This window comes from Burkholderia sp. BCC1998, from assembly GCF_905339875.1.
Lineage (GTDB): Bacteria > Pseudomonadota > Gammaproteobacteria > Burkholderiales > Burkholderiaceae > Burkholderia.
On sequence record NZ_CAJPHE010000015.1, the window covers coordinates 68,323 to 80,091 of the forward strand.

11 protein-coding genes and 1 tRNA gene are annotated in these 11,769 nt (G+C 68.0%); 11 read left to right on the plus strand and 1 reads right to left on the minus strand.

What is annotated here, in order from left to right:
- The first annotated feature begins 65 nt into the window (after positions 1-65).
- From htpX to U5A56_RS24045, 11 genes are all read left to right on the plus strand, one after another.
- Positions 66-923: a zinc metalloprotease HtpX gene (htpX, locus tag U5A56_RS23995; protein ID WP_006485774.1), complete on the plus strand. Its 858-nt coding sequence runs from the start codon at positions 66-68 to the stop codon at positions 921-923.
- Positions 924-1,155: 232 nt separating this feature from the next.
- Positions 1,156-2,544: a 16S rRNA (cytosine(967)-C(5))-methyltransferase RsmB gene (rsmB, locus tag U5A56_RS24000; protein WP_124486705.1), complete on the plus strand. Its 1,389-nt coding sequence runs from the start codon at positions 1,156-1,158 to the stop codon at positions 2,542-2,544.
- Positions 2,541-3,131, plus strand: a complete 591-nt coding sequence (locus U5A56_RS24005; protein WP_257773952.1) for a DUF4390 domain-containing protein — start codon at positions 2,541-2,543, stop codon at positions 3,129-3,131. The genes rsmB and U5A56_RS24005 overlap by 4 nt, the downstream gene beginning before the upstream one ends.
- Positions 3,121-5,535 carry a sensor histidine kinase EsaS gene (esaS, locus tag U5A56_RS24010; RefSeq protein ID WP_044847353.1) on the plus strand — a complete coding sequence of 805 codons (2,415 nt, stop codon included), beginning with the start codon at positions 3,121-3,123 and terminating at the stop codon, positions 5,533-5,535. The genes U5A56_RS24005 and esaS overlap by 11 nt, the downstream gene beginning before the upstream one ends.
- On the plus strand, positions 5,536-6,237 hold the full coding sequence (gene esaR, locus U5A56_RS24015; protein WP_044847354.1) for a response regulator transcription factor EsaR: 702 nt from the start codon (positions 5,536-5,538) through the stop codon (positions 6,235-6,237).
- Positions 6,238-6,297: 60 nt separating this feature from the next.
- Positions 6,298-6,373: transfer RNA gene (locus tag U5A56_RS24020), tRNA-Phe, on the plus strand.
- Between the two features lie 350 nt (positions 6,374-6,723).
- Positions 6,724-7,458 carry a 7-cyano-7-deazaguanine synthase QueC gene (gene queC, locus U5A56_RS24025; RefSeq protein ID WP_321802712.1) on the plus strand — a complete coding sequence of 245 codons (735 nt, stop codon included), beginning with the start codon at positions 6,724-6,726 and terminating at the stop codon, positions 7,456-7,458.
- 78 nt (positions 7,459-7,536) lie between these two features.
- Positions 7,537-8,169: a 7-carboxy-7-deazaguanine synthase gene (gene queE / locus U5A56_RS24030; RefSeq protein ID WP_044847356.1), complete on the plus strand. Its 633-nt coding sequence runs from the start codon at positions 7,537-7,539 to the stop codon at positions 8,167-8,169.
- 18 nt (positions 8,170-8,187) lie between these two features.
- Positions 8,188-8,640, plus strand: a complete 453-nt coding sequence (gene queD, locus U5A56_RS24035; RefSeq protein WP_044847357.1) for a 6-carboxytetrahydropterin synthase QueD — start codon at positions 8,188-8,190, stop codon at positions 8,638-8,640.
- Between the two features lie 306 nt (positions 8,641-8,946).
- Positions 8,947-9,732, plus strand: a complete 786-nt coding sequence (locus U5A56_RS24040) for an HpcH/HpaI aldolase family protein (protein WP_321924882.1) — start codon at positions 8,947-8,949, stop codon at positions 9,730-9,732.
- The gene (locus U5A56_RS24045; protein ID WP_321819449.1) at positions 9,729-10,508 is read left to right on the plus strand and encodes a tetratricopeptide repeat protein; all 780 of its coding nucleotides are present in this window, start codon (positions 9,729-9,731) and stop codon (positions 10,506-10,508) included. Before U5A56_RS24040 ends, U5A56_RS24045 begins: the two co-directional genes overlap by 4 nt.
- A 101-nt stretch (positions 10,509-10,609) precedes the next feature.
- Here U5A56_RS24045 and rodA read toward each other — a convergent pair whose 3' ends face one another.
- Complete coding sequence (gene rodA, locus U5A56_RS24050) at positions 10,610-11,758, minus strand: rod shape-determining protein RodA (protein ID WP_044847360.1); 1,149 nt, start codon at positions 11,756-11,758, stop codon at positions 10,610-10,612.
- Positions 11,759-11,769 lie beyond the last annotated feature (11 nt).

Consider the following 11,769-nt stretch of genomic DNA (forward strand, 5'->3'; position numbering starts at 1 on the left):
ATCGCTTACAATTTTCCGCCGCGCACTGTGATGTCGGCGGGTCCCCTGACGGATAAGGAGTGGGTATGTTCAATTGGGTCAAAACGGCGATGCTGATGGCCGCGATCACGGCCCTGTTCATCGTGATCGGCGGCATGATCGGTGGCTCGCGCGGCATGACGATCGCGCTGCTGTTCGCGCTCGGCATGAATTTCTTCTCATACTGGTTCTCGGACAAGATGGTGCTGCGCATGTACAACGCGCAGGAAGTCGACGAGAACACGGCGCCGCAGTTCTACCGGATGGTGCGCGAGCTCGCCACGCGCGCGAACCTGCCGATGCCGCGCGTCTACCTGATCAACGAGGACGCGCCGAACGCGTTCGCCACGGGCCGCAACCCCGAGCACGCGGCAGTCGCCGCGACGACGGGCATCCTGCGCGTGCTGTCCGAGCGCGAGATGCGCGGCGTGATGGCGCACGAGCTCGCGCACGTGAAGCACCGCGACATCCTGATCTCGACGATCACCGCGACGATGGCGGGCGCGATTTCGGCGCTGGCCAACTTCGCGATGTTCTTCGGCGGCCGCGACGAAAACGGCCGTCCGGCCAACCCGATCGCGGGCATTGCGGTCGCGCTGCTCGCGCCGATCGCCGGTGCGCTGATCCAGATGGCGATCTCGCGGGCGCGCGAGTTCGAGGCCGACCGCGGCGGCGCGCAGATCTCCGGCGATCCGCAGTCGCTCGCCACCGCGCTCGACAAGATCCATCGCTATGCGGCCGGCATCCCGTTCCAGGCGGCCGAAGCGCATCCGGCCACCGCGCAGATGATGATCATGAACCCGCTGCACGGCGGCGGCCTGCAGAACCTGTTCTCCACGCACCCGGCGACCGAGGAACGCATCGCGCGCCTGATGGAGATGGCCCGTACCGGCCGCTTCGATTGATCCCCGGCGCATCGCGCGGCCATTGCCGCGCGGGGGCGCGATGCCACCCCGCACGCTTCGCGCTGCGGGGTTTTTCATTTCTGCGCGCCGTAAAGGGGCCAAAGGGTTCGCGCGGTCGCACGCTACAATGCGCGGTTTGGAATCGCGCGGCCTCGGGGCCGTTGCGATCCCGCCGTTTGCCGCCTGTGTTTGCCGTGCCTGCTTGCCGCGCTTGATTGCCGATTCCGTTCCGATGACACGAACCCGTTCCTCCGCCCCGTCTTCCTCCGGCCGCCCGGCGCGCCCGTCCGCGCTGCATCTCGCGCCCGATTCGCTGGGCTTCGCGCTCGACGCGGCCGCGCAGGCAGTCGATGCGGTGCGGCGCGGCACCGCGCTGCCGGCGGCACTGGCCGCGGTGTTCGCGCAGATGCCGGCCGGCACGCAGGCGCTCGCGCGCGGCGCGACGCAGGACGTTGCGTACCGGACGATGCGTCGTCTCGGGAGCGCCGATTGGCTGATCGGCCGGCTCGTCAGCAAAGCGCCGCCCGCGCATGTGCATGCGGTGCTCGCCGGCGCATTTGCGCTGTTGCTCGATCCGGAAGAAACGGCTGCATATCCGGCGTTCACGATCGTCGACCAGGCCGTGACTGTAATCGGCGCGCGACGCGAATACGCGTTCGCGAAGGGGCTGGTCAACGCGGTGCTGCGGCGTTTCCTGCGCGAGCGCGACGTGCTCGTCGCGGCGCTGCAGGACGATCCGGTCGCGCGCTGGAATTACCGCACCTGGTGGGTCGACGCGGTGAAGCGCGCATGGCCCGACGCATGGCAGGCGATCCTCGCGGCCGGCGAGCGCCAGGGGCCGCTGACGCTGCGCGTGAACGCGCGCCGCGCGAGCGTCGACGCGTATCTCGACACGCTGCGCGCGAGCGGGATCGACGCGACCGCGATCGGCCGGCACGCGGTGCGGCTCGCGTCGGCGCTGCCGGTCGATCGCATTCCGGGCTTCGCCGATGGCGTCGTGTCGGTGCAGGACGCCGGCGCGCAGCTCGCGGCCGAATGGCTCGGTGCGCGCGACGGCATGCGCGTGCTCGACGCGTGCGCGGCACCGGGCGGCAAGACCGGGCATATCCTCGAACTGGCCGACGCGGAAGTCGTTGCGCTCGAAAGCGACGCGACGCGCGCGGCGCGTATCGGCGAGAACCTCGCGCGCCTGTCGCTCGCGGCGGACGTGCGCGTCGGCGACGCGGGCGCACCGGACGCGTGGTACGACGGCCGTCCGTTCGACCGCATCCTGGCCGACGTGCCGTGCTCGGCGTCCGGCATCGTGCGCCGTCATCCCGACATCCGCTGGCTGCGCCGCGAAGCCGACATCGCCGCGCTCGTCGCGGAACAGCGCCGCATCCTGAGCGCGTTGTGGCCGTTGGTGAAACCGGGCGGCGAACTGCTCTACGTGACCTGTTCGATCTTCCCCGAGGAAGGTGAATTGCAGGCGCGCTGGTTTGAAGCGGCCTGTGAAGATGCGGTACGATTGGACGCGCCCGGCCAACTGCTGCCGGGCGGCGTGCACGGCGGGGCGGCCGGCGCACGCGACCAGAACACCGATCACGACGGATTCTTCTACGCGCGGTTTCAGAAACGGTGACGATCAAACACCTTTTTCCACTTCGGCTTGCGGCCGTCCTGCTGGTCGCGTTGACGCTGTGCGTGACGGTCGTTCGGCCGGCGCGCGCCGAGTCGATCGCCGTGCAGCGTGCATCGCTGCAGGCTGACGGAAGCGGCTGGAGCCTCGATGCCCGCTTCGATTTCGAGCTGAATCCGAACCTCGAGGATGCCGTCAACAAGGGCATCCCGCTTTACTTCACGACCGACTTCGAACTGGGCCGCGCGCGCTGGTACTGGTTCGACGAGCAGCCAGTGTCGGTGTCGCAGACGATCCGGCTGTCGTTCCAGCCGCTCACGCGCGAGTACCGCGTGTCGACGGGCGGCCTGCAACTCGGCTTCCCGTCGCTGAAGGACGCGCTCGCGGTCGTCCGGCACATCACGTCGTGGCACGTGATCGACCGCAACCAGGTGCGTGCCGGCGAAACCTACACGGCCTCGGTGCGGATGCAGCTCGATACGGCGCTGATGCCGAAGCCGTTCCAGGTCGACGCGGTGAACAACCGCGACTGGACGCTCGGGTCGGACTGGAAGCGCTTTACCTTCACGGTGACCGAACGTGCTAAATAAAGTGCGCCGCGCGGCCAGCGGGAAGAGCCTCCTCGTTCGCGTGATCGTCTCGACCGTCGCGATCACCGCATTGCTGCTGCTCGTGCTGCTCGCGGCCGCGAGCGCGAACACCGAATTCTTCGACCGCTACTACTCGTGGCTGTACGCGACGAACATCGTCGTCGCGCTCGTGTTTCTGCTCGTGGTGCTCGGGCTGATCGGGATGATCGTCGTGCGCCTGAGGAAGGGCAAGTTCGGCACGCGGCTGCTCGCGAAGCTCGCGGTGTTCTTCGCGCTCGTCGGCGTGGTGCCGGGCGGGATCATCTACATCGTGTCGTACCAGTTCGTGTCGCGCAGTATCGAGTCGTGGTTCGACGTGAACGTCGAGACCGCGCTGACGGCCGGCCTGAACCTCGGCCGCGGGATGCTCGACGCGTCGCTGTCCGACCTGCAGACGAAGGCGCGGCTGATGTCCGACCAGCTCGCGAGCGTCGATGCGAACACGAACGGCACGACGCTCACGCTGTTGCGCCTGCGCGACCAGTTCGGCGTGCAGGATGCGACGATCGTCGAGCCGAGCCGCGGCGGCTCCGGCGCGGCGCCCGACCTGCACATCGTCGCGCAGGCATCGGGCAATTTCGCCGCGCTGATTCCGGACGACCTGCCGACGCCGCTGATGCTGAGCCAGGCGCGCGAACACGGCGCGTATGCGGCGATCGAGGGCGAGGTCGACGGCGACCCGCGCGCGCACGGCGCGAAGGGCGCGCTGCGGCTGCGTGTCGTGCGGCCGATTCCCGACGCGACGACGTCGCTGCTGCAGCCGGCGGAGCGGTTCCTGCAGCTCACGCAGCCGGTGCCGCCCACGCTCGCGCACAATGCCGACGCGGTGCAGCGCGCGTATCGCGAGTACCAGGAAAAATCGCTCGGCCGCACGGGCTTGCGCAAGATGTACATCGGCACGCTGACGCTCGCGCTGTTCCTCGCGACCTTCATCGCGATGATGCTCGCGCTCGCGCTCGGCCAGCAGCTCGCGCGGCCGCTGTTCCTGCTCGCGCAGGGCACGAAGGAGATCACGGAAGGCGACTACACGCCGAAGCGCGAGATCAAGTCGCGCGACGAGCTCGGCTTCCTCACGCAGTCGTTCAATGCGATGACGCGCCAGCTGTCCGAGGCGCGGCTCGCGGTCGAGAAGAACCGCGTCGCGCTCGAGCATTCGAAGACCTATCTCGAGAGCATCCTCGCGAACCTGACCGCCGGCGTGTTCGTGCTCGATCGCCAGTTCCGGCTGACGACGGCCAACCGCGGCGCCGAGCGCATTTTCCGGCAACCGTTCGGCGCGATGATCGGCACGGCGCTCGACCGGATCGGCGTCGTCGCTGAATTCGGCGCGATGGTGCGCAAGGCGTTCGCCGATCGCGAAGCGGCGTCCGACGACGGCGGCGGCGATCGCGGCCACTGGCAGCAGCAGTTCGCGATCGAAGTGCCGGGCGAAGCCGATCCGCTGACCTTGCTCGTACGCGGCACGCGCCTCGTATCGACCGTCGAGGGCGAGGCCGACGATCCGCAGACGTCCGGCTACGTCGTCGTGTTCGACGACATCTCCGACGTGATTTCCGCGCAGCGTTCGGTCGCATGGGGCGAGGTCGCGCGGCGGCTCGCGCACGAGATCAAGAACCCGCTGACGCCGATCCAGCTGTCGGCCGAGCGGCTGCAGATGAAGCTGTCCGACAAGCTCGCGCCACCCGATGCCGACGTGCTCAAGCGCGGCGCGACGATGATCGTCAACCAGGTGGCCGCGATGAAGCGGATGGTCGACGACTTCCGCGAATATGCGCGCACGCCGCCGGCGGTGCTCGCCAACCTGCAGCTGAACGAACTGGCGAGCGAGGTGCTCGGGCTGTATGGTGTCGGCGAAGGCAAGAGCGCGATCGTCGCCGAACTCGCGCCGTCGCTGCCGGTGATCCGCGGCGACGCGACGCAACTGCGCCAGGTGATTCACAACCTGCTGCAGAACGCGCAGGATTCGGTCGCGGAAGTCGCGCATCCGCGTGTGTTGATCGAAACCAAGACAGTAGAATATGGCGACCCCGACGCCGAGGGCAAAACGCGCGTCGCGGTACGTCTTACCGTGTCCGACAACGGGCCCGGTTTTCCGGCACGCATCCTGACCCGTGCGTTCGAGCCTTACGTGACGACGAAGGCGAAGGGCACGGGGCTCGGATTGGCCACGGTCAAGAAAATCGTCGATGAGCACGGCGCGCGGATCGATCTGCGCAATCGCATGCACGGCGAGACCGTCGAGGGTGCGCAGGTGTCGATCCTGTTCCTGCAGATGGCGAGCGATACGCCAGGCGTCGAATCCGGCGCGCAGGGCGGGGCGGCTCCCGCCAAGACAAAAGCAAGTGTGCAGACAAAGGCAGCGTAAATGGCAACCATCCTGGTGGTAGATGATGAAATGGGCATCCGGGAATTGCTCTCGGAGATCCTCAGCGATGAAGGACATGTCGTCGAGGCGGCGGAGAACGCGCAGGCCGCGCGGGAATACCGTCTGAATCAGGCGCCCGATCTCGTGCTGCTCGATATCTGGATGCCCGATACCGACGGCGTCACGCTGCTCAAGGAATGGGCGGCGCAGGGCCTGTTGACGATGCCCGTGATCATGATGTCCGGGCACGCGACGATCGATACCGCCGTCGAGGCGACGAAGATCGGCGCACTCGATTTCCTCGAGAAGCCGATCGCGCTGCAGAAGCTGCTGAAGTCCGTCGAGCACGGTCTCGCGCGCGGCGCGGCACCGGTGTCTGCCAATGCGGCGGCGAAGGCGGGCGGCGGCCAGGCATCGGGCCCGGCGGCGGTCGCGTCCGCCGCCGCGCTGCCGACGCTCGGCGACGACATGGCCGCGGCGCTCGGCCTCGCGGGCCAGACGGCCGCGATTCCGTTCGACATCCCGTTGCGCGAAGCGCGCGATGCGTTCGAACGCGCGTACTTCGAATATCACCTCGCGCGCGAGAACGGCAGCATGACGCGCGTCGCGGAGAAGACGGGCCTCGAGCGCACGCACCTGTATCGCAAGCTCAAGCAGCTTGGCGTCGAGCTCGGCAAGAAGCCGTCGGAAGGGGCCGTATAAGAAATTTCACGAAACCCCTTGTGCGACACAATAAAGCTCGATATACTTTGTTTCTTCGTTGGCCCGGTAGCTCAGTTGGTAGAGCAGCGGATTGAAAATCCGCGTGTCGATGGTTCGATTCCGTCCCAGGCCACCAGCAGTTCCAACCCCAAGAATCGGAAGGTTCTTGGGGTTTTTCGTTTGTGGTGGGTTTGCGCGGCATTGGCGGCGCGCCCGGCAGCATTCGTCGGGGCGTGATAAAATCCGTGCCCGCTCAATGACTTAGCGCATCGCTTCATGCGTACGGCAAGGCTGCCCGCAGGCGCTGCCGTGATGTGCGGCAACGATGCCGCGCGATGGGCGGTATAAGCGCTCCGCCGCGTTCGCGGCCGACCGCGCTGCCTATACTGGTCGAGCCGGCGCAGGCCGGCACGCGTCGGGCCGCCCGGCGGCAGCCGGCCCCGGGGCGCAGCGCGACGCGAGCCTACACATTCACGGAGTATCACGGTGATTCGGACAGACGCTAAAGACGGCGCGCTCGTGTTGTTTTCCGGCGGGCAGGACTCGGCCACGTGCGTGGCCTGGGCCCTCGAACGCTACCAGACGGTCGAGACGCTCGGCTTCGATTACGGCCAGCGCCACCGCGTCGAACTCGAATGTCGCGAAGGCGTGCGCGACGCGCTGAAGCGTCAGTTTCCCGCGTGGGGCGACCGCCTCGGCGACGATCACATGGTCGACCTGTCGGTGCTCGGCGCGATCAGCGATACCGCGATGACCCGCACGATCGAGATCGAGACCGCGGCGAACGGCTTGCCGAACACGTTCGTGCCGGGCCGCAACCTGCTGTTCATGACGATCGCGGCCGCGATCGCCTATCGCCGCGGCTTGCGCGTGCTGGTCGGCGGGATGTGCGAGACCGATTTCTCGGGCTACCCGGACTGCCGCGACGATACGATGAAGGCGCTGCAGGTCGCGCTGAACCTCGGCATGGACACGCGCATGGTGCTCGAGACGCCGCTGATGTGGCTCGACAAGGCGCAGACCTGGCAACTCGCCGAGCAGCTCGGCGGCGAGGCGCTCGTCGAGCTGATCCGCGTCGAGACGCACACGTGCTACGTGGGCGAGCGCGCGGAACTGCACGACTGGGGATTCGGCTGCGGCGAATGCCCGGCCTGCAAGCTGCGCAAGCGCGGCTACGAGGCCTACCTGAAGGGCGAGCGCGTGACCGAAGCACCGCTGTGACGCGGGTGCGCCGGCAGCAGCGCTGGATGAATAACGGATTCTGATCGACAACGAGCGGCGCGAGCCGGACGAAGCACGATGACTTACGCGGTCAAGGAAATTTTCTACACGTTGCAGGGCGAGGGCGCGAACGCGGGCCGTCCGGCCGTGTTCTGCCGGTTCGCCGGCTGCAATCTGTGGTCGGGTCGCGAAGAGGATCGGGCGGATGCCGTGTGCCGCTTCTGCGATACCGACTTCGTCGGCACCGACGGCGAGAACGGCGGCAAGTTCAAGGACGCCGACGCGCTCGTCGCGACGATCGCCGGTCTGTGGCCGGACGGCGAGGCGCACCGCTTCGTCGTCTGCACGGGCGGCGAGCCGATGCTGCAGCTCGACCAGCCGCTCGTCGACGCGCTGCACGCGGCGGGCTTCGAGATCGCGATCGAGACCAACGGCTCGCTGCCGGTGCTCGAGACGATCGACTGGATCTGCGTGAGCCCGAAGGCCGACGCGCCGCTCGTCGTCACGAAGGGCAACGAACTGAAGGTCGTGATCCCGCAGGACAACCAGCGGCTGGCCGATTACGCGAAGCTCGATTTCGAGTATTTTCTCGTGCAGCCGATGGACGGCCCGTCGCGCGACCTCAATACGAAGCTCGCGATCGACTGGTGCAAGCGGCATCCGCAGTGGCGGCTGTCGATGCAGACCCACAAATATCTGAACATTCCCTGAGCCACGGCTTTTGACATCGTGCTGATTACCCGAAAACTCGAATTCGACGCGGGCCACCGCATTCCCGATCACCGCAGCCAGTGCCGCAACCTGCACGGCCATCGCTACGTGCTCGAAGTCACGCTGCGCGGCGATCTCGTCGATACCGAGGGGGCGCCCGACCGCGGCATGGTGATGGACTTCGCCGACGTGAAGGCGCTCGCGGTCGAGCACCTCGTCAACAAGTGGGATCACGCGTTCCTGGTCTACGCGCGCGACGAAGTCGTGCGCTCGTTCCTCGAGCAGATGGCCGACCACAAGACCGTCGTGCTCGACCGGATCCCGACCGTCGAGAACCTCGCGGCGATCGCGTTCGACATCCTCGCGAACGTGTACGACGCGCACTACGGCGTGAACCTGCGCCTGGAGCGCGTGCGCCTGTACGAAACGCCGAACTGCTGGGCCGACGTCGAGCGCCAGCCCGGCCGCTGATCCTGCCTTCCCGGCAGCCCCGCCAGCCGGCGCGGGCTGCCTGCCGCCGCGCCGCGCGGCCTCGCCCGGCGCCGTTCCCCGCCTGTTCCCACATTCCGCGTGACGCCGCGCTATGATCGTTGCGTGGCACCGGAAAACACATCCGTGCGGCATCGCGCGGCCCGCGCTGTCAGATCCGCTGCTCACGACCGACTGACGTTCCAGGGCCCGGTCCGGCGCCGCCGGGCATCGCGGCCCGGCGTATCGCGCCCGCTTCGCCCGTTGCTTGTCCCGTTCGATTGCCGTTCCGTCCAGGAGCCCGTATCGATGAGCACGCTCACCAATTCCCTCAAACAACGCCTGCACGACGGCGACGAGCCGCTGTACGGCCTGTGGCTGTCGCTCGGCTGCGATTCGGCCGCGGAAGCGCTCGCCCACGCCGGCTACGACTGGCTCTGCATCGACATGGAGCATGCGCCGAACGACAGCCGCGACGTCGCGTCGCAACTGCGCGCGCTGGCCGCCGCGCATCTGCCGAGCGAGCCCGTCGTGCGTGTGCCGGGGCGCGAGCCGTGGCTCGTGAAGCGCGCGCTCGACGCCGGCGCGCGCACGCTGATGTTCCCGTGCATCGAGACGCCCGACGAGGCCGCGCACGCGGTGCGGCTCACGCGCTTCCCGTCGCCGGATTCCCCCGACGGGCTGCGTGGCGTGGCCGGCATGGTGCGTGCGGCGGCGTTCGGCATGCGCCGCGATTACCTGCAGACGGCGAACGCGCAGGTCGCGGTGATCGTGCAGATCGAATCGGCGCGCGGCATCGACGAAGTCGAGCGGATCGCCGCGACGCCGGGCGTCGACTGCCTGTTCGTCGGCCCGGCCGATCTGGCGGCGAGCCTCGGGCACCTCGGCGACAGCCGCCATCCGGACGTCGAAACCGCGATCGCGCGCGTGCTCGCGGCCGGCAAGCAGGCCGGTGTCGCGGTCGGCATCTTCGCGAGCGATACCGCAACCGCGCGCCAGCATCGCGAGGCCGGCTTCCGGATGATCACGCTGTCGGCCGACGTGAGCTGGCTGCTGCGCGCGACGCGCCAGGCATTGCAGGAGGTGCGGTCATGAACGATGGCGACGGCGCGGGGCACGAAGGTGTGCGGCTTACGGCCGGCGTACGCGGGCGGATCGGCGCGCTGCTCGGGCTGTGGGCCGTATGCGTCGCGGCGGTTGCGCAGAATGCGCCGCACGCGAAGCCGGACCCGGCGCGCGAGACGCAATCCGCAGTGGCCGACTACAACGCGGGCGACTATCGCGCGGCGCTGGTGCAGTTCCACGACGCGGCCGAACGCGGCGACCGGCTCGCGCAGTTCAACTACGCGATGATGCTGCTCACGGGTGTCGGCGTGAGCGCGAACGTCGACGAAGGGCTGCGCTGGCTGAAGCGGGCGGCCGACGCGAACATGTCGCATGCGCAGTACGTATACGGACGCATGTTCGACGACGGCGAGTTCGTTGCGCGCAACCCGGCCGAAGCGCACCGCTGGTTCCTGCGCGCGGCGAAGCAGGGGCACGTGCAGGCCGAGCTGTCGCTCGCGAACCAGTTCCTCGACGGGCGCGGCACGCCGCGCGACAACCGGCGGGCGTTCGAGTGGTACAAGCAGGCGGCCGACGCGGGCGAGCCGACCGCGCAGTACGTGACCGCGTCGTTCTACGAGCGCGGTGGCGACGGCGTCACGCAGAACCTGAACATCGCGCGCGCGTATTACGCGGCCGCGGCCGCGCAGGGCGACGAGACGGCCGGGCTGAAATTCAAGGAACTGAGCGCGCGGCTGAGAGCGCAGGAGCCCGCTTCGGGCGCTGGTGCGGATCATGGGAGCCCGCGCGCGACGCCACCGCAGTGAGCAGGCAGCGCGGGCGCCATGCGATACGCGCAGAACGAAAAAACGGCGCCTCGGCGCCGTTTTTCATTACTTGCGACTGCGTGCTGTGTCGTGCCGCGCCGTCAGCTCTTCATCAGCCGCCGCTGTCGCCCGACGCTCATGATCATGCCGATCGCGACACCGAGCGTCGCGAGTGCGGTGCCGCCGTAACTCATGAACGGCAACGGCACGCCGACGACGGGCAGCACGCCGCTCACCATCCCGATGTTGACGAACGCGTAGACGAAGAACGCGAGTGTGAGCGAGCCCGCGAGCAGCCGGCCGAACAGCGTCGCGCCCTGCGCGGCGATATAGAGCCCGCGTGCGATCAGCGCCATGTACAGCGTCAGCAGCACGAGGCCGCCGGCGAGCCCCCATTCTTCCGAGAACACCGCGAAGATGAAGTCGGTGTGCTTCTCCGGAATGAATTCGAGGTGGGCCTGGGTGCCCTTCAGGTAGCCCTTGCCGAGCGCGCCGCCCGAGCCGATCGCGATCACGGCCTGGATCGTGTGGAAGCCCTTGCCGAGCGGGTCGGAGGTCGGGTCGAGCAGCGTGCACACGCGGTGCTTCTGGTAGTCGTGCATCAGCGGCCACTGCACTTCGGGCTGGCAGATGCGCTCTTCGAACACGGCGATCGAGCCGACCGCGATCACGCCCGCGACGAGCACCGGCACGATCAGCTTGAACGACAGGCCCGCGAGGTAGATCACGAAGAAGCCGGCCGCGAACACGAGCAGGCCCGTGCCGAGGTCGGGCTGCTTCGCGATCAGGCCGACCGGCACCAGCAGGATCGCGAACGCGGCGATGAAGTCGTACCAGCGCAGCCCGCCTTCGCGGCGCTGGTAGTACCACGCGAGCATCAGCGGTGTCGCGATCTTGAGGATTTCCGACGGCTGGATCACGACGCCGACGTTCAGCCAGCGCTTCGCGCCCTTCTTGGTCATCCCGAACAGCGCGACGGCGACCAGCAGCGTGACCCCGAACGTATAGAGCGGGACCGCGAAGCGCATCAGCGTCGTCGGCGGGATGTTGGCGATCACCCACATCAGCACGAACGTCAGCAGGATGTTGCGCAGCTGATCCTCGACGCGGCCCGGCATGTCGATCGACGCGCTGTACAGCGTGACGATGCCGACGCACAGCAGCAGGAACACGATGAGGGCGAGCGGGCGGTCGAAGCCCGCGAACATCTGCTTGATCTTGTCGAGCCAGGCGCGCTTGTCGAATTGCATGCCTTTCTCCG